A 19,329-nucleotide genomic window follows, 5' to 3' on the forward strand; every position below is an offset into this window, starting at 1 on the left:
AAGCCCCGCGACGGTTTGCATTGTTCTTCCATAGCGAAGCCCAAGACCTTCTCTATAAATTGTTTTCATGGTCGCACGGTTACTGCTGCCGTATTGCGCTACAGGGATGCTGTCATCATTGGGGAGTTTGCAGGGCATACTTAGTGGCCATATCAGCTCCTCCTGAATGTTGTTGTAGCTATAGTTATGTAAATTACAAAGGTCTTCAAGCGTGTGCTGGCTAACATGTGTTGGCGGTGTAATGAACTCAAGCAAGGCTTCGCTAAAATCAGTTGTGATGTGGGGGTGTGTGAGTGCAGAGCCTAAGTTTTTCGGGTGTGGTTCTTGGCTTAATTCCCCCTCTCTCGTAGCTCTAAGACCTTCCTTTTCAATCCCGCGCAGTAAACCACAGGTCAGTGGCTGGTTGTGTTTTTCTGCTAGAGTATTAAGTGTGCGTATGGCCCATGGGGCGAGTGTTGGAGTGCTCATTCTGGCTCTTGATCCTCTTTTGGTGCGGACTCAGGTAGGCAAGGAGTTCCCCTGTCGCTGGTTGAGCACAAAAGCGTTTTGATTCTGAGTTGAGGGTTCTTGACGGTAAGTTCGACTTTAGTGTTGATCGCATCGTCTTTGTAAGCTGTTTTGTAGAGGCTGTTGGCGTCGCTGCCATCAACCCACTCTTGCTGCTTATTTAAAAATAAACCGTCATTATTTTGTAAAAGGTAAACTTCTGTCATGGTTGACTGTCAATTAAACTGTTGGAAGGTGAGTGTGAAAATTCAACATGTACGGCAGCATAGCGGCCTCGTTTATAGAGGACAAGTGGCACAAAAAGTTCTTGCTGAATGAGTTTGTGCTTTGCTGCCCAAAAGTTGGTTTTAACAGGCTATATTTAATATTAACTATTTGCATGTAAACAACATATGCGCGATATTGTGCGGCTTGCAGAGGCGCCAAGCCCGATGTTTCGCTGGTATCTACGCATTTTGTTTAAGGGTTAAACACTTGGCTGAACTAGTAATCAATAATAATGGAGAGAGTCGGTGACTGCAGAATCACTAAAAGCAGCGCCAATTGTGCAAGCCGCTATAGCTTCTTTAGCTAAAGCCGGCGATGTCATTCGAAAAGTGCCGGTTAGTCGTTGGCGCCTACTCATGCTGGTGTTTGTTGCATTTTGGGTCTGTCATAGCTTCGCGCGTCTTTTTTGGGTTGTTGTTCCTGTACCTGTTCAGCCTGTGGCTGATGTCGTACCGAAATCTGGAGTTTCTCAGGCCGGCAATGCTGGTGTCACCGTTGATCTTGCCGCCATTAATGATTTGTTCGGTAAATATGATGTCGATGCTGAGAAAAACAGAATGGCTGAAATTGAGGCGCAACGTAGAGATCAAGAGGCTAATCAGCCGGTAACCGAAACCACGCTCAATTTAAAATTACAGGGTGTTATTTCAAGTAACGAACCTTCAAAGTCTTGGGCGATTATTGGCGAAGCTAGTTCTCAGGCGCTCTATAAAATGGGTGATGCTATTCCTGGTGTGAGAGGTGTTACGCTAAAAAGTATTGCTGATCTTTGGGTTATCTTAGATAACAACGGCAAAGCTGAAAAGCTTTGGCTATATGGCGAGAGTGATAAAAAGATTAGTGCGAGGCCCTCACCTCGAGCTCCTAAGCCAGTTGTTAAGCCCGATGAAAATATTACTAAAACTGAGGTTGACGAAAACGCAGTTAAGGATATTAAGTCTATTGGTGATGTCGTACGTTTTATGGTCGCGACTGAAAATGGTCAAATGATAGGTTATAAGGTTAGGCCTGGTCGAAAGCGTGAACTATTCGATCAAGTTGGCCTCAAAAACAACGACATTGTTGTGTCCGTAAATGGAATTGAGGTAAATGAACCTCAAAAAGTTCGGGAAGTCTACCAAGCATTAAAAACGGCCACAGAGGCTAACCTTGAGGTGATGCGCGACGGTAGTACGCAATTTATCCAAATCCGCATGAGTTCTGGTTAGGAGACGAGTGGGTGCTTAAACGTATAATAAAAGTTGGTTCGGTGTTTTCGTTGCTTACAGCATTGAGTGTTTCAAGCTGGGCAGAGCAAACATGGACAGTGAATTTCAAAGATTCTGATATTCAAGAAGTCATTAAATTTGTTGCTGATGTAACGGGGAAAACGACCGTTATTGATCAGCGGGTTAAAGGGCGCGTAAAAGTCATATCTTCAAAACCCTTAAATGAGGAAGAGTTGCTGACTCTTTTTCGAACAGTTTTGGAGATACATGATTTCACCTTGGTTGAAGTTGATGATGTTATTCGTGTTGTCCCGTTAAAAGATGCGCGTTCGTCACCGGTTCCGGTTACGGATGCAACAACGAAAGAGTTGGGTTTTGTTACGCAGGTGATTCAGCTGCAAAACATCGCTGCTGCAAAAGTGCTGCCTGTTATTCGACCGTTGGTTCCGCAGCATTCACATTTAGCGGCTTATGACCCGTCGAACTCAATCGTGATTTCTGACTCTGTAGATAACATAGCGCGTATTCGTTCGTTAATTGAGCGTATTGATAAGTCTGCAACTCCGGTTACTGATGTGGTTGAGTTACGTTATGCCAGTGCTGATGAAATGGTGACAACGCTCACTAAAATTGATAAAGACGAAAAGGCCCGTAGCGGCTCGCAAAACAAAGTAACCTTAATTGCTGATAAACGAAATAATGCAGTTTTGGTTACGGGCGAAGAGTTACAACGCCAGCGCATTAAAATTCTTTTACGCAAGCTTGATAAGCCAAAAGCGCAAACAGGTAATGTGCGTGTTATTTATCTAGATTACGCAAAAGCTAAGCCGACAGCTGAAGTATTGACCAAAATTGTATCTAATTTATCCAAGTTGGGTCCTGGCGGTGGTAAAGGCGATACAGCAAGTGCTAGTGCAACGGTTGAGGCTGACGAGGACACTAATGCGCTTCTTATCACGGCCGAAGGTGATACCTTGAATTCGTTGCTGGATGTTGTTGATCGTCTTGATATTCGCCGAGCGCAAGTATTGATAGAGGCCATTATTGTAGAGATGCAAGATGGGGCTGCATTGGATTTAGGTGTCGCTTGGATGTTTAGAAATAACAAAGGTGCATATGGCGCATCTGAAGGCGGCGGTGGTGCAGTTAGTGCGGCTGCTTTAGGTGGTGCTATAGAAAATACTGACGAAAACGAGATCTCCACTCTTACTGCTCTGGCAACTGAATTAGCAAAGGCGACAGCAGCCGGCGGGCAGGTTTTGGGCCTTGTGGGTACTAATGATAATTTGGATTTTAATGCTGTGATTAGTGCAATGGAAGGTGACTCTAAGACCAATATCTTGTCGACACCCACATTGCTGACTTTAGATAATAGTGAGGCATCGTTTACTGTTGGTAAAAATGTGCCTTTTGTAACCGGCAGCTTCTCAAATACAGGTACTGCGGGGGGGAGTCCTTTCCAAACCATCCAGCGTGAAGATGTGGGTATTACTTTAAAAGTGACACCGCAAATTAATGAGGGTAATAAAGTTGTTTTGGATATATCTCAGGAAATTTCCAGTATCTCAGAGAGCAATAATGGCGCCTCGGATATTGTGACCAATCAGCGTAAGATTGAAACTAAAGTCCTGACCTCCGACGGAGATATTGTTGTGATGGGTGGATTTATAGAAGAGCGTGCGACCAACAGTGAGCAGCGAGTTCCTATACTTGGAAGTATTCCGCTGATCGGGCGTTTATTTCGAAGTAGTAAAAGAGGTAATGATAAAACAAATCTGATGATTTTTATCCGCGCAACGGTTATTCGTGATGATGAAGCTTTAATTGGTGCAACAGCAGAAAAATACCAATATATTCGCGATCAGCAATTACAAATGCGCGACAGGGGATTTTTACGTGCTAAGGACAAGGGCGCTCCTTTGTTACCCGATATGTCCGAGTATAATCTATCTCTTCCGGTTCCGGCATCGATCCCTGTTCCAATAAAGGCAGAGTAGGGGTGTCTGGCGTGAGCGATTTAGAGCAAACATTAGCGGAAGAGTTTGAGGATTCTGCTTTTACAGACCTTCAGGATGAGGAAGCTATTAAACTGGGGCGTTTGCCTTTTGCTTTTGCGTCCGATAACTCTGTACTGATTGAAGATGGAACCGTTTTTTATACGGGCACTCCCTCGCTTAAAACGCTGGTAGAGCTTCGTCGTTATACCGGTAATGCTTTACGACTAGAGGCACTTGAAAAAGAAGTGTTTCAAAAGCGATTAACGCATCATTATCAAAGTGGTGATAACGAAGCGCAGCAGGCTGTCGACGATATGGGTGCCGAATTCGACTTGTCGGCTCTAGCGGAAGACATTCCTGATGATGGAGAGTTGTTAAGTGGTGACGGTGATGCGCCTGTTATTCGTCTTATCAATGCAATTTTATCTCAGGCTGTACAAGAGCGCGCTTCAGATGTACACGTCGAGCCCTTTGAGCACCGTGTATCTGTACGTTTTCGTATTGATGGTGTGATGAAGGAGGTGTTATCACCTAAGGCTCAGCTTGGCCCTGTACTGACCTCGCGTTTAAAAGTGATGGCGCGCTTGGATATTGCTGAAAAGCGTATACCTCAAGATGGTCGTATTACGGTTAAATTGGCCGGGCATGCTGTTGATATTCGTGTATCCACATTACCAAGTGCTCATGGTGAGCGAACTGTAATGCGAATTCTGGATTCCTCGGCTGGAGCCCTAAAGCTCGATCAGCTCAATATGCCTGTGCAAGTGCTTGAGCATTTTAAAGCTGCGCTGGCCAAGCCGCATGGCATTATCTTGGTAACAGGGCCTACCGGTTCGGGTAAAACAACGTCTTTGTATTCCGGCTTAAGCTATCTTAATAGCCCTAGTCGAAATATTCTAACGGTAGAGGATCCCATCGAGTATCTACTGGCAGGTGTTGGCCAAACACAGGTCAATAATAAAGTGGATATGACGTTTGTGCGTGGTTTACGCGCTATTTTACGTCAAGATCCCGATGTTGTAATGATTGGTGAGATTCGAGATCAAGAGACTGCAGCCATTGCTGTACAGGCGAGTTTAACGGGCCATTTACTATTATCAACTCTTCACACGAATACGGCTATCGGTGCTATTACTCGATTGGGCGATTTGGGTATTGAGCCCTTTTTATTGTCTTCAAGCCTAGAAGCGTTAATCGCTCAGCGCTTAGTGCGCGTACTGTGTTCCGAATGTAAAGAGCCACACGATGCGAGTGCATCGGAGTGCGAGCGCATCAAAATACCGAAAAATAGTAAAATATTTAGGGCCGTGGGTTGTGAAAAATGCAATTACGGTGGCTATCGCGGCCGAACAGGTATTTATGAACTTATTACTGTTGATGATGGTTTGCGGCAGCTGATTCATGAAGGTGTTGGGGAGCAACAAATGCTAGCTCACGCTCGCCAATATTGTGAGCCGATCGAAGCTGATGGCCGCGCCAAGGTGCTGGCAGGTATCACAACGGTGGAAGAGCTTCTTCGCGTCACCTCCTCACATTGATGGTTTTTTATGGCAGCGTTTAGTTATCAGGCCCTTGATGCAAAAGGGAAAACAGTAAAAGGTATTATTGAAGGCGATAACGAACGCCAGGTTCGTTCGCAATTGCGGCAGCGCGGCTTACGACCTCTTGAGGTAAAAAGCTCTGTAAAAAGAGCAGTAGCCGGTAAAGCAAAAGGCCATGAAAGCAGTGGTGGTTTGGCAGGCCTGCTTAATAGCTTTCGTCAAACCAATGGTATAAAGCTCAACATTAAAGACACCTCCCTAGTTACGCGTCAGCTGGCCTCTTTAATTCAATCGGGGCTGCCGCTTGATGAAGTTTTACAGGCGTGTGCGAACCAAAGTCGTAAACCACAAATTAAAGCCATGATTCTTCAGGTACGTTCTCGTGTACTTGAAGGTCTATCTCTGACGCAAGCTATGGCTGAGCATCCTCGAACATTTGATGAGCTTTACCGGGCCATGGTCAATGCCGGTGAAGGTGCGGGCTTTCTCGGGCCGGTACTAGAGCAGTTGGCTGAGTATACCGAGAATAGCCAGGAAACAACCCAGAAAGTCAAAGGCGCGATGACCTATCCATTAATTTTATTTATGGTGAGTCTTGGGGTTGTGACGGCGTTGATGGCGTTTGTAGTGCCAAAGCTTGTGGGTTTATTTGAAAATCAAAAAGCAGAGCTGCCGTTTTCGACAAAGTTATTAATTTTTATGAGTGATTTTATCCTCAGCTACGGTTTGCTGTCTGTGGGTATTATTACGGGCCTTGTCATTGCCTTACAGCAATACATTAAAAAGCCTAAGAACGAACTTAAGTGGCATAAAATGCTGCTGAACATTCCGCTATTTGGCGAGCTCAACCGAACGGCTGAAGCCGCTCGGTATTCAAGCACGCTAGGGCTACTGGTGAAAAGTGGAGTGCCCGTGCTCGAGGCTCTAAATATAGCAGCGCAGGTTCTCACTAATCGCCATATTCAAGCGGCGGGCAAAGAGGTAGCTATCTCGGTTAAAGAAGGGATGGGGGTTGCTAAAGCTATGGATCAAGTTGATGAGTTTCCGCCGCTACTGGTACAAATGGTCGCTAGTGGTGAAACAAATGGACAGCTTTCGGAACAATTGCTTCATGCTGCATCTAACCAACAACGGGAGCTGCAATTTACGCTAGCAACAATGATGAGCCTTTTAGAGCCTATTACCATTTTGTTTATGGCCGGCATGGTAGGCTTTATTGTTATGGCTATTCTTAAGCCCATGTTTCAACTCAATCAAATGGTTTAATTGGCCATTATTTTTATTATCTATTAGGGGGTTTTATGACTCGTAAAAAACAGGGCGGTTTCAGCCTGATCGAGATCATGGTAGTTATTGTGATTATTGGATTAATGGTCGGTGTTGTAGGGCCTGCATTGTTTGGCAATATTGCGGAGGCGCAGCGCGAGCGCGTGGTTAATGACTTTGCATCGATTAAAACGGCACTACAGACTTATAAGTTAGATAACTACATTTATCCTACGAGCGAGCAAGGTTTAGGTGCGTTGGTTGATAAGCCTGATGGTGACCCTGAACCTCGTAAGTGGCGCGAAGGTGGCTATTTGGAAAAAATGCCAAAAGACCCTTGGGAGCGTGAATATGTTTATTTGAGCCCTTCTGATAACGGTAAAGGTTTTGATATTATCAGCTATGGCGCTGATGGCCTGCAAGGTGGTGAAGCCGAGGCGGCTGATATTAGCTTTTGGGATGAGAAAGAAGATTAATTAATGCGCCTATTAAAGAGCAAGGCAGGCTTTACCTTATTAGAAGTATTGGCAGTTATTGCTGTATTAGGTATAGCCTTGGCCTCTGTGACTTTAACAATAGGCCGTGGCGGTCCTGAGAGCGCCGTTACCGAGAAAATCGAACAGTTTATGGCGGTTAGCCGCTTTGCTGCCGACCGTGCGGTTCTTTCTGGTGACCCGATGGGTCTTTTGATGGAGCCGCCACAGTGGCAATCTGACTCTGAACCCGAATGGGAAAATATCGGCTGGCGTTATCGCTGGCAGGCTGGCAGTTTTCAGGGCTGGAATGACGTCCCTGAATTAGAAGCTATTTCATTTGACCCAGAAACAAAGCTGCACATATTAATTGATGATCTTGATTGGCGGTGGGAAGAGCTTTTAGATCGATCAACACCGGTCACTGCTTTTTATTCGACGGGTGATATTTCATCCATCGAAATTCAAATTACGGATGAGCGCCTTCCTGATTTTTTGCAAACGATTCATATTAATGAATACGGTCAGCTTGAATGGAAAGAGCTCGCCGAGGAGCTAGAAGCCCGTGAAGAGCGTAAGTAAAAGCCGTATCGCTTCACTCTGTGCTGGCTTTACGCTGATCGAGGTGATGGTAGCCTTAATGATTATTGGCTTGGCCTTGCCCGCACTTATGGCGCGCATGAGCACCATGGCTAATACCGTGGGCTACAGCCGCGATCTTACAATTGCCCACTGGGTTGCCGAAAATAAAGTGCAAGAAATGTATTTAGCTGAAAGTCTGCAAAATATTGTTCCAACAGGTCGTCAGGCCGGCGATATTGAAATGGCTGGGATGATCTGGGATTGGAAAATCGAAGCAGAAGAGCAAAAAGGCATGTATGCCGGCACTTTACGTGTATGGATACGAGTCGGGCCTCAAGGGCAAGATCCTATTGTTGAGATTTCGTCTATTATGGTTAAGCCCTGATGATATTGTTACAGGCTACTAAAAAGCTTCGCCATAATGGTTTTACGCTTATTGAGGTAATGGTTGCAATTGTGATTATGGCTATGATTGCGGTAATGACAAGTCAGTCTTTTTCAGTGGCTATTACTAGTTCCGAGGCTACTCAAGAGGCCATTGACCGCATTGCGGCTGTAGATCGTATCTGGGTTTTACTCGAAACTGATATGCGAAATGTAATACCTGCTATGCCTAAGGTTTCGCGAGACAAGCCGATTCCTCCCGTTTTTATAGACCCAAGTGAAGAGTATAGAATAACCTTGCTGCGCGCGGGCTATGCTAATCCGCTCCGGCTTCCTAGAACCGAAGTTGTTCGTGTTGGTTACCGTTTTGAGGATAATGCCATTTGGCGAGATACTTGGTTCAATATTGCAGAAAATGACGAGCGTAAAGCACGGCCTCAAAAAATATTAGAAGGAGTCGAGGATATATTTATTAAGGCGCTGCCGGGTGGCGGCCGATCAAGTGTGTCTGGCGGTCCTTGGCAAGAGCGTTGGCCAGCAAGTGGGCAAAAGCCTCAAACACTTCCGGCGGCTGTAGAAATAACGCTAATCACTGAAGACTTTGGTGAGGTGAAGCGTGTCTACTCTATACTTCCCGGAATTGACAATAGCCTTGTAGCCGAGCCCCCCACGCCATGAGGAAGTTTGATCGAGTAAAATTACCTCGTCGCCAATCTGGCATCGTTCTTATTCTTGCGATGCTGATTGTGGTGTTGGTAACGTCACTCGTGGTGTCAACTAGCTGGCGCTTCGAACTTGGTATGTCGAGGAATGAAAACCGCTGGCACGGCTTGCAGGGGCGTATGGTTCTTGAAGGTGGTGAGCGCTTAGTTGGAAAATTATTATTGGTTGAAGACATTAATGATCCTACGGATGACGGTGAGGCGGATCATCTCAATGAAATGTGGAGTGCGCCACAGACTGTGCCTATTGATGGAGGGGCAATTACGGTTGAATTAGAGGATGCCCAAGGTCGATTTAATATTAACCTGCTGGCACTTCCTAAAGCACCCATAATACAGAGTGACCCGAAGAAAGGGGACCCTAAAGATAGCGGTCCTCAGGAAGCTCTCCGATGCAAAAACAACCCTGAACTTTTCGACTGTTTATTCACTGTTGCTCAGCGCCGCTTTATTCGCTTCTTGCAAGTCATTCCGCTTAATGAACAACTTCTTACACCGGAAGAAGCGCTGGCGATAACTCAAGCTATTATCGATTGGGTGGACCCGGATAACGAGGTCTCTGGTTTTGGTGGTGCAGAGCAGAGTTATTACAGCGGTAGTGAGGTGCCTGTTGTACTCAGTAATGCCCCCATGACCACAATCAGTGAACTTAGCTTGGTTAAGGGTATAACTGCCGAGCTATACGAGAAGCTGTTACCTTATGTGATAGCGCTGCCAGCTAATGGTGATCAGGCTGCGTTTTTAAATATTAATACCATGCCGGATATCATGTTCCGCATGTTTAACGCTAAAGAGCTGCAAGAGGCTCTGGATCCTGATATGGGTAGCCTATTGGTCAGGGCTCGAAACGAAAAGGCTGACCTCAACTTTGGGCCGGGTCAGGGGTATCAAACAGCTGAAGAATTTGTGAATGATGCGGTGCTTGTTGAGTTAAACCTTAATCAAAACGATTTTGATGCCGAACAATTAGTTATCAGTACGAACTATTTTATATATTCAGCCGATGTAATGATTGGCGATAAAACCCGCCGAGGTAAGAGTTTACTGCGTCGTGATGGTACTAAAGTCAAAACACTTTGGCGCACAGATGCTAACTTTTAGGTAGAGCTTGCCTAACTTAACACTCAGTGTCATGGTCAGGTAAAAACGTCGCAACACTTTATGTTGCGCTCAATAATAAAAGAGTAGGTGATGCAGTGGCAGATCGAATTCTGGTACGCAAAATTGCAGTAGGTCTTTGGCAGTGGCGACATGTCTCGCCGCAAAATCAGTGGGTGGGAGATTCTTTCTATACTGGCGATATTAATTTGCTGGCAGAGTCTGTAACCGGAAAAACCTGCTGGTTAGTGCTTGATGGCTGCGAAGTGGTTACTCAGCGCGTAGATGTTGGTGTAAAGGACCGTAAGGTTTTATCTAAGCTCGTACCTTATCAGGTGGAAGAGGCTGTCGTTACACCTATCGATGAACTGGTATTTGCATATGGTCCTTTGATCGAGGGTGATGTGGATGCCTCTTACGCCCGCGAAGATACTATTGCTGAGCAAATTGAAGAGCTTGAAGGTATCGGCGCTGAAGTGCAGTCAGTTGTATGTGATTATCTCGAGTTAGATCAGGGTGAAGGCTGGGTCTTACTACTTGATGGCGAAAATTTTTATGCGAAAACAAGCCCATATGCCGGGTTTAGTTGTGATGCTGAAAATGCTGAGCTATTCATATTGGCGCTATGCAAGCGTTATGACGTTGATAATCTCCCTGCGGCGATCCATCTTGTTGCGGAAAGCGAAGAAGCGCTAATTAAGTTGCGTGCTTTTTTGCCGGAACATGTAGAAAGTTCTGAAACGGTAAGCCTTTATGAGCAAGAAGGAGGCTTCTGGGACGTTCTTAAACTGAGTGCTTTACCTATATTAGAATATCGGTCGGGTAATTTGGCGCGCAAGCTACCCTTTGCTCAGTGGTGGAATGAATGGAAAGTGCCCGCCATAGCGGCATCGGTTGCCTTTGTGTTAGCGGTAGGGACTACGTGGGGCGAATTGCATCAAGCTAAAAAAGCATCGCTGCATCTTTTTGCCGAACGTGATGCGATATTTCGGCAGGTCGTTTCATCGGGTTCGATTAGTGACCCTGTGCGCCAGCTTAAAGCGAAGGTCGGGACGCAGGCAACGACCGAGCCTTCGAATATCGTGTATTTGGTTTCTAAGGTTGCGCCTCAAATTAGAGCTAATGCCGATTTGAGTGTTACCAGTTTTCGCTATACGCACAATACTTCATCCCTGCAATTTAATATTGAGGCTAAAGACTTTGCGATGCTTGAAGCGCTGCGCGGAAAAATTGCGGAAAGTGGTTTGACTGCGGAAATTAAAAGCTCTCGTGTTTCTGGCGATATTCATCAGGCGCAAATTCGAGTAACGGATAGCTAGATATGAATGAATTTAAAAACTGGTTCTTACAAAACTCTCCTCGTGAACAGCTGTTGTTGGCAATTGGATCGATCGCGATTGCGTTAACCATTTTGTATCTCGGGCTACTTGCTCCGATGACGACGGATCGAGATAAGCAAATAACGAATAATAATGCGGTATTGGCTCAGCAGGCTGAAGTACGCCGGCTGGCGTCGATTGTACTGGGGCAGCAGCAAGGTGGAGCAGCGCAGCCAAGAAGCTTGGCTCAGGTGACCAACCAAAGCCTTCGAAACCATGGCTTGCGCATGGACGATTTTCAGCCTACTGGCGACAGTGATGTTCGCGTGAGGCTGGCTAGTGTTGAGTTTAATCGGGTAATGGCGTGGCTCGACGAGTTAGAAAATAAAGAAAGTGTTCAAGTGACAGAGGTTTCCATAACGGCAGGTGATGTGGATGGAATGCTTAATAATGTCACCGTGAAATTGCACAGGAACTAGCATGTCTAAATTATTAAAGTTGGTTTTGGGGTTAGTGCTTGTAGGCTATTTCGGCACGTTAGTTATTGTGCGTACCCCTGCAACATTGGTTACGGCCAATCTTGTTAAGGTTGCGCCCAATATTCAGTTGGCCGCAATTACCGGCACTGCCTGGAAAGGGCGTGCAGGGGCTGCACACCTTAATATTGAGGGGCAGGTTATAGAGCTGGGTTCCTTGTCTTGGACGTTTCGGCCTTTATCTCTATTTGCGCTAAAAGCCTGTGTTGATGTTGAAAGCGATATTGTAAATGGCAATGTGTGCCGTACTATCGGCGGGATGAACGAGTTCAAGACTTTACAGGTTGAACTTCCTGCTAATTTGGCAAACAAGTCACTGCCCGATGCAAAGCTCGCAGGTGTTGCTAGCTTAATTATCGCTAAAGGTGCGGTGAATGATTTAGGTGAGGTATCTGCATTGGAAGGGAATTTCACTTGGCGTGGTGCCCGATTAAATTTTCAGGGTATGTGGTTTACTTTGGGTGATTTTGCTGCAGATTTATCCGCTGCGGGCAACGGTGGCGTGCAGGCGAGCATATTCGATTTGGCGGGCCCGTATGGGGTGCGTTTAAACGGAGAATTTGGTGTTGCAACATCACCTAAGGTTAAAGGTGAGGTTCATCCAAGAGAAGATGCATCGGATGATATTCGTGATGCCTTGGGTCTATTCGCCGTTCCGCAGGATAGCGGTGCGTTTGCGGTTTCATATCCAATCGGTAGCTAAAACTTTATGGGTGGAGTTTGAAATGTTCTGCCTTATTATCTGTGGAGTTGTGAGTGCCTGTTAATTTTGGCCGTAGTACCCTTCTTATACTGCTAGCGATACCTTCGTTAGTATGGGGTGAGTGGTGCGAAGACTCCCAAAACATCATGGGCACGCCCGTTACCGTCAGCCTATGGTCGCCTTCACGTTCTGACGGTGAGTCAGCTATCGCTGGTGTTATGGATATTATGCGGGGCGTTGATAGTCGCCTTTCCCCCTATAAAAAAGACTCTGAGCTTTCGATCTTAAACCAAAAGGCTTTTGCTCAACCCGTCATATTATCTGACGAAATGAAGTTTCTTTATGAGCAATCACAAGCCATGTTTGCGTTGTCTGATGGTGCCTTCGATATTACCTATGCTTCGGTTGGTAAGTTCTATAACTACCGCGAAAAGACGACGCCTTCTAGCCAAGATATCGAACGCCTATTACCTTCACTTAATACAATGCATCTAGCGTTTGATACCGCTAATCAGACATTACAGTTCTTGAATGCTGGTGTAGCGATCGATTTAGGGGGTATTGCTAAGGGCTATGCTGTCGATTTGGCGATTAAATACTTGCAGGCGCAAGGGATTAAAAGTGCTTACGTCAGCGCTGGTGGTGATAGCAGAGTGATGGGTGATCGTGGTGGGCGGCCATGGTTAATAGGTATTAAGAATCCTCGCTTACAAAAGGGTAGCGATAAAGAAACGGTGATTACCTTGCCGCTAGAAGATGTTGCCGTTAGCACTTCAGGTGATTATGAACGTTTCTTTATTGATGAAAATACCGGCCAACGTATCCATCATATTATTAATCCGAAAACGGGGCGCAGCGCTTCTGAGGTAATGAGCGTGACTATTATCGGTACTGAAGGGGTCCGAAGTGACCCGCTCTCTACGGCCGTTTTCGTGTTGGGTGTACAAAAAGGCATCAACTTAATCAATAAGTTGCAAAACTATGACGCTGTCATTATTGATAGGGCTGGCCAAGTGCACTATAGCAATGGTTTAATGCCGCCTGCTTCCTAGCGGTATTAAGTTAAAAGTGAGTCATGGAGTGCTATCCTTCCTTAAATTAACCAAGGCGGTAGCATGTGAGGAGCTTGGCAAAGCCACTTTGCCGTGCTTGTTAAAGGAAGTTCTGCGGGGCCACCCTCAGGAAAATACAATAGAGGCGCATTTATGCCTACCCACGTGGTACTGCTTCATTCGTCTGATATCGGGTCGTTGTAGAACGGGAGACGCACTTGTTAAACACAGTTACAAACCCTCGCGCATTGGTGCTGATGGCATTGCTTGCCAGTCTATGTTTACCACTGAATGCACAAGAAGGCGCTGATGCTGAGAGTATTAGCGATAGCAACACGGAAGTCACAACTGTTGAGGCAACAGCTTCAGATACGAGTGACCTTAAAGCTGCGCACGAAGAAAGTAGCCAAAACTTTGTAGAGCGCAAAGAAAATGCCACTCCTTTAAGTGAGCGAGTCGAAGACTTAAAAAAATCGGCCCTTGAGCTCAATCGCGACCTGCTAATTTTAGAGGAAGATTTGCTGTTCCCTGCGAATACGCAAGTGGCTATTTACGTATCCGTTGATATCGGAAAATTCTTCTCCTTAGATGCTATCCGCTTGATGATCGATGGCGAAATGGTTTCGAGTCACCTTTACACCGAAAAGCAAAATAGTGCTTTGGTTCGCGGTGGTGTGCAGCGTCTATATCTTGGCAACTTAAAAACCGGCCAGCACCAAATTACAGCCTTCTTTCACGGCTATGGCCCTGAAGGGCGTGAGTATAAGCGTGGCGCTAGTTTTACGTTGAATAAAGACCAGTCCCCGACCATGCTAGAAATCCAAATTCAGGATTGGATTACACGGATGCAACCGACTTTCAAATTCAAAGAGTGGCATCTATGAGTGCACGCCTCTGGTGGGCGTTGATATTGTGCACTTTTTGTTCAACTGCCGCAGCTAAAGAAGAACCGTTGAGCTCCGTCGCCGATTTGCGCTACGGGGTTGCTTTATATCACTACTATCAAGACCAGCACTTTCTAGCTTTAAGCGATTTGTTAGTTGCGCAAAAGCAGGGGGGCATTAAGGGACATGGCGACAACCCAGAAATAATGATGGGTGGCTTCTATATGGCCTATGGTCTTGAGCGCACAGCCAGTGATATTTTTGAGCGCTTACTTGATAGTAATCGACCGCAAAAAACACGCGATGCCGCGTGGTTATACTTAGCGCAAATGCGTTATCTTCGTGGGGATCTCACGGCAGCACATGATGCCCTTGATCGCATAAGCGAAAACCCTACAGGTACCGCGGCTGAAGAGCTCGAATATCTTCAAGTTAATCTTTATATCAAAGAAAACCGCTTGGAAGATGCAAGGGCTATAGTCGATAAAGTTAATCGTCGTGAAGATCGTGCGCCGTATTTGTATTTTAATATGGCGGGTGCCTATGCGCGTAATCAAGACTATGAGCAGGCTGTTGCATTCTACAATCGAATTGCTCAAATGCGACAACGCTCGGAAGCTCACCTTAGTCTTTACGATAAGGCCATGACAGCGGCAGGTTTTGCTTATTTATACAACAAACAGAATGATTTGGCGGTTGAACAGTTTAAGCAGGTTCGCCTTAAGGGGCCTTATTCAAATCGTGCGTTATTAGGGTTTGGTTGGGCGCAAGTTGAAGGCGAAAATTACCAAGCGGCACTGACACCTTGGCAGGCTTTATCTAAGCGCACTTTGATTGACGAAAATACGCAGGAAGCTATGGTAGCGATTCCTTATGCGTATGAAAAAATGAATCTCAAACCTGCAGCTTTACAAAAATACCGTGAAGCAGAAGCAAGTTTCGAATCTGAAATAGCAACGCTCGATATCTATATGCAAGATCTGCGTGGCGATGCCATGTTAGATGCTTTAAATATTGATCCGTCCGAAGATATTAACTGGCTCGATTATGCGCAAAGCAGTAATTTGGCACCACAGTTAACCTATTTGACTGAGCTTTTCTCGCGTAGTACCTTTCGTGGTCTTATTCAGGAGCTGCGAGACTTACTGGATTTAAAGCGCCGTTTAGTCGAGTGGCAAGGTCGGATGAACTTTTATAATGACATGCTAGTCGAGCGCGAAGCGAATCGTTTGGCTGAAATGGATTTTATGGCGCAGCAAGAAGCCTATTCGCGTTTAATCGCATTAAATGCCGAGCGAGCTGATATTTTTAGCTACCTCGCGGCTGTCGAGCAAAGCAATGATTTCACAGCATTACTGCAAGGTGATGAGCTGTCTCGTTTAGAGCGTATTGAGCGGGCAGAGCGTAACATTTCTTTACTTGAAGCGGCCGGTGAAGACGTAACCGATGCAAAAGAGAAAGTGCGTAGGCATCGGGGTTTGCTGGAATGGCAGTCGGGACAATTTTTTTCCGAACGTCTTTGGCGTGGTCGCAAAACATTAGTCGAGTTGGATCAAAATATTCAGAGCGCTTCAAAAGCGCAAGATAGAATTCAAAATCAAGTGGCTAACGGTAATGATTTAGCGCCTTATCGTGCCCGCATTGATGATTCGCGTGCGCGTATTGATTTGCAGCTAGAGCAAGTCCATGGCGAGATATTAAATGCACAAGAAGTCTTGCGTGGAGAAGTTGCGACAGCATTAGATGATCAACGCGTTAGGTTACGCTATTACCTTGCGCAAAGCCGATTAGCGATTGCACGTTTATTAGATGAAGCTGATGGAGAGGACTACTAATGAAGCTTTCTTCTTCAAAAGTCACTCGATCTGTATTTGGTTATGCGTTAATTACTTTCGCGGTTTCTTTTCTTGTAGCTTGTGGTTCATTTAAGCAGCAAATTTCTGACTTAGGTCCAACGCTTGCCGATTTGCCTGAAGCAGAAATTCCTGTTGTGCTAGAGCCTGTGGCGGTTGTTTCGCGCGAAGAAATTGAGGCCATGTATCGGTCAGCGCTTAGTGTAGCCGAAGATATTGAACTTCGTCATCAAATACAAATTCGTTTAGCCGACATTGCAATGGCCCGTAACGAAGATGCTCAAATCACGAGTGAAACGGGCGGTATTTTCTTTAGCGATACGATTGATATGTATGATCAGTTAATTCAGTTACAGGCAGCGCAAGCTGGCGTAGCGGATGAGCGATTGTTATACCGTGTCTCTAAAGCTTATGCTTTGGATGCCCGCATGGGCGAATCTGATACTCGTTTAGCAGCGCTCGTAGCCGCTAACCCGAGCTCGCCATTTGCGGCCGAGGCGCAATTTCGGCGTGCGGAGCTAGCGTTTGGCCAGCAAGATTATCGCCAGGCGTATGAGCTATATTCGGCGGTTGTCGATTTTGGCGAAGAGACTCCGTTTTTTCTCAATGCTGTTTATATGCAGGGTTGGGCGCTTTTCAAGCAAGATAGATATCATCAATCACTTGTACCGTTTGGCCTTGTAATGGATAAGGTATTGCCGCCAGGTGTTGCCACTAGTGACTTGAGCGACTCACAAAAAAGTTTGCTTGCGGATACTTTGAAAGTAATGGGGTTTTCGTTCTCTTACCTGGATGGGCCCGACACTATTGCTGAGTTTGCGGATACTCAAGGCGAGCGGGAATACCAGCATCTTATCTATCGCCAGTTAGGTGATTTGTATCTTGATAAAAAGCGTTATCGGGATGCGGCCAATACTTATTCTGCTTTCGTTAGCCGTTACCCCGAAAGCCAGTTTAGTCCAGAGCTTGCCGTTAAAACTATTGACGTTTATTTAAAGGGTAATTTCCCGAAAGACGTACTGCCAGCCAAAGAGGCTTACATTCAAGGCTTTGGTTTAACTTCGGCTTATTGGCAAAACAGATCACCAGAGCTACGCAGTACTTATTCAGATACTTTAGAAACCTATTTGGATGAGGTGTCTAGTTATTATCACGCTGAGGCACAGGCTTTGGTCGCCGCGAATAAAAAGTATAAAGCCGGTGCGTTGAAAAAAGCTCCTGAAGCTGCAGAACCTTATTTTGTTAAGGCTGCCGGTTTTTATGGTGAAATATTAAAAACGTTCCCCGAAAACAAGCGCAAGTCTGAGTTAACTTTCTTGATGGCTGAAGCATTAAATGATGCGGGTAATCTGCCTGAAGCGGTCGCATCTTATGAGCAAGTCGCTTACGGTTTTCTTGATGAGCAGCGAGGGGCAACGGCAGGCTATGCTGCAATCTTAGCTTTAGACTTTATGCTGCAGCAGTATGAAGGCACCGCGCAAGAAAACAACGATGCTTTAATCGCACTGCAAACGCACCGTATTAATAGTGCGATTAGTTTTGCCGATTATTATCCTGCAGATGAGCGTGCCGTTGCTGTTTTAACGAATGCGGCTGAAAGATTGTATCGCGAAGGCAATAAAGAGCAGGCTATTGTGGTCGCTACGCGTTTAACAACGTGGCAGCCTGTGCAGTCTTTGGCTTTACAAAAAACAGCGTGGTTGGTGTTGGCGCATAGTCAATTCGAATTGGAACAGTACGAGCCTGCAGAAGAAGCTTATCGTCACCTCTTAACGATTGTTGCGCAAACGGATAAAGATCGTGTGCAAGTCTTAGATCGAATTGCAGCTAGTATGTATAAGCGTGCCGAGAAAGAAATTGCTGTGGGTGCGAAGTCGCAAGGGGTTAATCGCTTACTTAGTATTGCCCTAATTGCGCCGTTAACCGAGCTTGCACTTAATGGTCAGTATGATGCAGCCAATTATTTAATTGAAATGAAAGAGTGGACACGTGCCGAGCGTGTGCTCATCGATTTTCAGCAGCGCTTTCCCGCTAATAAGTTAGTTAAAACAATCCCGCCTAAACTCGCTGTTATTTATCAAGAAACACAGCAGTGGGATAAAGCGGCAGAGCAATTGGTGATTATGTCTGGTAGTGATGCCGACCCCGATACCCGAAGAAGCGCGCTGTACCTTTCCGCAGAATTGTATCAAAAGTCGGGTAATAGTCCGTTGGCCGAAAAAACCTACGAAGATTATATAAAACGTTATCCAGCTCCTTTTGATCTTGCTTTAGAGGCTCGCGTTCAATTAATGACTATGGCTGAAAAACGAGGGTCAATACGAACGCAAGAGCGTTGGATGCAAGAATTGATTCGAGTGGACGCCAAGGCGGGCTCAAGCCGCAATGCACGTTCAACCTATCTTGCCGCTCAAGGCGCGAGCTATTTTGCCGGCAAAGATTTACAAGCTTTTGAAGCGATTCAGTTGCGGGCGCCGATCAAAAAGACCCTTAAAGCTAAGCGCAAGGCCATGGATAATACCCTCAAAAGTTATAAGGCTGTAATTGATTATGGCGTTGCGGAGTTTGCGACTGAGGCGAATCACCGTATTGGTGAGGTTTACGCGAACCTTTATCAAGAGCTACTTAACTCTGAGCGCCCTAAAGGGTTGGATGAGTTGACGATGGAGCAGTACGAAATCATGCTGGAAGAGCAGGCGTACCCATTCAAAGGAAAAGCCGTTGATATGCTAGTGATTAATGCCGAGCGTTCATGGGATGGTTTTTATGATAAGTGGGTTAAACAAAGCTTTGACGCACTAGAAAAATTACTGCCTGCGCGCTATGGCAAAAAAGAAACTATTGTCGAGGTAAGCAAAGGTGTCCATTAAAAAACCTAGCAGCTTGCCTCTCCAAAAGGGTTACAGAGCATTTTTTATCCTGTGCCTTGCAGTAGTT

General features: G+C 45.8%; 17 protein-coding genes and 1 pseudogene. 16 read left to right on the forward strand and 2 right to left on the reverse strand.

Annotated elements, in window-relative coordinates:
- Both AC3A8L_RS00950 and AC3A8L_RS00955 read right to left on the reverse strand, forming a co-directional pair.
- Positions 1 to 468: pseudogene (locus tag AC3A8L_RS00950) on the reverse strand (glutamate--cysteine ligase); the annotation flags it as partial.
- Positions 465 to 713 carry a hypothetical protein gene (locus AC3A8L_RS00955; RefSeq protein ID WP_487960337.1) on the reverse strand — a complete coding sequence of 83 codons (249 nt, stop codon included), beginning with the start codon at positions 711 to 713 and terminating at the stop codon, positions 465 to 467. The pseudogene AC3A8L_RS00950 and the gene AC3A8L_RS00955, both read right to left, overlap by 4 nt.
- Before the next feature lie 306 nt (positions 714 to 1,019).
- Between AC3A8L_RS00955 and gspC the strand changes: the two genes are divergently transcribed.
- The 16 genes from gspC to AC3A8L_RS01035 all read left to right on the forward strand — a co-directional run bounded on the left by gspC (position 1,020) and on the right by AC3A8L_RS01035 (position 19,262).
- On the forward strand, positions 1,020 to 1,982 hold the full coding sequence (gspC, locus tag AC3A8L_RS00960; RefSeq protein ID WP_487960338.1) for a type II secretion system protein GspC: 963 nt from the start codon (positions 1,020 to 1,022) through the stop codon (positions 1,980 to 1,982).
- An 11-nt stretch (positions 1,983 to 1,993) separates the two neighbouring features.
- Entirely contained in the window at positions 1,994 to 3,979 is a 1,986-nt protein-coding gene (gspD, locus tag AC3A8L_RS00965) for a type II secretion system secretin GspD (RefSeq protein WP_487960339.1), read from the forward strand.
- A gap of 86 nt (positions 3,980 to 4,065) precedes the next feature.
- Complete coding sequence (gene gspE, locus AC3A8L_RS00970; RefSeq protein ID WP_487960387.1) at positions 4,066 to 5,517, forward strand: type II secretion system ATPase GspE; 1,452 nt, start codon at positions 4,066 to 4,068, stop codon at positions 5,515 to 5,517.
- 9 nt (positions 5,518 to 5,526) lie between these two features.
- Positions 5,527 to 6,786 (forward strand): type II secretion system inner membrane protein GspF, encoded by a 1,260-nt coding sequence (gene gspF, locus AC3A8L_RS00975; protein ID WP_487960340.1) that lies wholly within the window; start codon positions 5,527 to 5,529, stop codon positions 6,784 to 6,786.
- Between the two features lie 35 nt (positions 6,787 to 6,821).
- Positions 6,822 to 7,262: a type II secretion system major pseudopilin GspG gene (gene gspG / locus AC3A8L_RS00980; protein WP_487960341.1), complete on the forward strand. Its 441-nt coding sequence runs from the start codon at positions 6,822 to 6,824 to the stop codon at positions 7,260 to 7,262.
- 3 nt (positions 7,263 to 7,265) lie between these two features.
- The gene (locus tag AC3A8L_RS00985; protein ID WP_487960342.1) at positions 7,266 to 7,841 is read left to right on the forward strand and encodes a pilus assembly FimT family protein; all 576 of its coding nucleotides are present in this window, start codon (positions 7,266 to 7,268) and stop codon (positions 7,839 to 7,841) included.
- Positions 7,825 to 8,226: a type II secretion system minor pseudopilin GspI gene (gene gspI / locus AC3A8L_RS00990; protein WP_487960343.1), complete on the forward strand. Its 402-nt coding sequence runs from the start codon at positions 7,825 to 7,827 to the stop codon at positions 8,224 to 8,226. Before AC3A8L_RS00985 ends, gspI begins: the two co-directional genes overlap by 17 nt.
- Positions 8,226 to 8,903: a type II secretion system minor pseudopilin GspJ gene (gspJ, locus tag AC3A8L_RS00995; RefSeq protein WP_487960344.1), complete on the forward strand. Its 678-nt coding sequence runs from the start codon at positions 8,226 to 8,228 to the stop codon at positions 8,901 to 8,903. The genes gspI and gspJ overlap by 1 nt, the downstream gene beginning before the upstream one ends.
- The gene (gene gspK / locus AC3A8L_RS01000) at positions 8,900 to 10,048 is read left to right on the forward strand and encodes a type II secretion system minor pseudopilin GspK (RefSeq protein ID WP_487960345.1); all 1,149 of its coding nucleotides are present in this window, start codon (positions 8,900 to 8,902) and stop codon (positions 10,046 to 10,048) included. Before gspJ ends, gspK begins: the two co-directional genes overlap by 4 nt.
- Positions 10,049 to 10,143: 95 nt before the next feature.
- On the forward strand, positions 10,144 to 11,364 hold the full coding sequence (gene gspL, locus AC3A8L_RS01005) for a type II secretion system protein GspL (RefSeq protein WP_487960346.1): 1,221 nt from the start codon (positions 10,144 to 10,146) through the stop codon (positions 11,362 to 11,364).
- A gap of 2 nt (positions 11,365 to 11,366) precedes the next feature.
- Positions 11,367 to 11,843, forward strand: a complete 477-nt coding sequence (locus AC3A8L_RS01010; protein ID WP_487960347.1) for a type II secretion system protein M — start codon at positions 11,367 to 11,369, stop codon at positions 11,841 to 11,843.
- Between the two features lies 1 nt (position 11,844).
- A complete protein-coding gene (locus tag AC3A8L_RS01015; protein WP_487960348.1) occupies positions 11,845 to 12,603 on the forward strand; it encodes a type II secretion system protein N in 759 nt (252 codons plus the stop codon).
- A 53-nt stretch (positions 12,604 to 12,656) separates the two neighbouring features.
- Positions 12,657 to 13,655 (forward strand): FAD:protein FMN transferase, encoded by a 999-nt coding sequence (locus AC3A8L_RS01020; protein WP_487960349.1) that lies wholly within the window; start codon positions 12,657 to 12,659, stop codon positions 13,653 to 13,655.
- Between the two features lie 218 nt (positions 13,656 to 13,873).
- A complete protein-coding gene (locus AC3A8L_RS01025) occupies positions 13,874 to 14,539 on the forward strand; it encodes an AraC family transcriptional regulator (RefSeq protein ID WP_487960350.1) in 666 nt (221 codons plus the stop codon).
- Entirely contained in the window at positions 14,536 to 16,374 is a 1,839-nt protein-coding gene (locus AC3A8L_RS01030) for a tetratricopeptide repeat protein (RefSeq protein ID WP_487960351.1), read from the forward strand. Before AC3A8L_RS01025 ends, AC3A8L_RS01030 begins: the two co-directional genes overlap by 4 nt.
- Positions 16,374 to 19,262: a tetratricopeptide repeat protein gene (locus AC3A8L_RS01035; protein ID WP_487960352.1), complete on the forward strand. Its 2,889-nt coding sequence runs from the start codon at positions 16,374 to 16,376 to the stop codon at positions 19,260 to 19,262. Before AC3A8L_RS01030 ends, AC3A8L_RS01035 begins: the two co-directional genes overlap by 1 nt.
- Positions 19,263 to 19,329: the final 67 nt, after the last annotated feature.

Source organism: Marinagarivorans sp., assembly GCF_982758155.1.

Bases quoted from the DNA above. Each gene is read 5' to 3' on its own strand.
- AC3A8L_RS01030 (WP_487960351.1), top strand. From the start codon at position 14,536: ATGAGTGCACGCCTCTGGTGGGCGTTGATATTGTGCACTTTTTGTTCA.
- AC3A8L_RS00955 (WP_487960337.1), bottom strand. From the start codon at position 713: ATGACAGAAGTTTACCTTTTACAAAATAATGACGGTTTATTTTTAAAT.
- AC3A8L_RS01010 (WP_487960347.1), top strand. From the start codon at position 11,367: ATGAATGAATTTAAAAACTGGTTCTTACAAAACTCTCCTCGTGAACAG.
- gspG (WP_487960341.1), top strand. From the start codon at position 6,822: ATGACTCGTAAAAAACAGGGCGGTTTCAGCCTGATCGAGATCATGGTA.
- gspJ (WP_487960344.1), top strand. From the start codon at position 8,226: ATGATATTGTTACAGGCTACTAAAAAGCTTCGCCATAATGGTTTTACG.
- gspK (WP_487960345.1), top strand. From the start codon at position 8,900: ATGAGGAAGTTTGATCGAGTAAAATTACCTCGTCGCCAATCTGGCATC.
- gspF (WP_487960340.1), top strand. From the start codon at position 5,527: ATGGCAGCGTTTAGTTATCAGGCCCTTGATGCAAAAGGGAAAACAGTA.
- AC3A8L_RS00985 (WP_487960342.1), top strand. From the start codon at position 7,266: ATGCGCCTATTAAAGAGCAAGGCAGGCTTTACCTTATTAGAAGTATTG.
- AC3A8L_RS01015 (WP_487960348.1), top strand. From the start codon at position 11,845: ATGTCTAAATTATTAAAGTTGGTTTTGGGGTTAGTGCTTGTAGGCTAT.
- AC3A8L_RS01035 (WP_487960352.1), top strand. From the start codon at position 16,374: ATGAAGCTTTCTTCTTCAAAAGTCACTCGATCTGTATTTGGTTATGCG.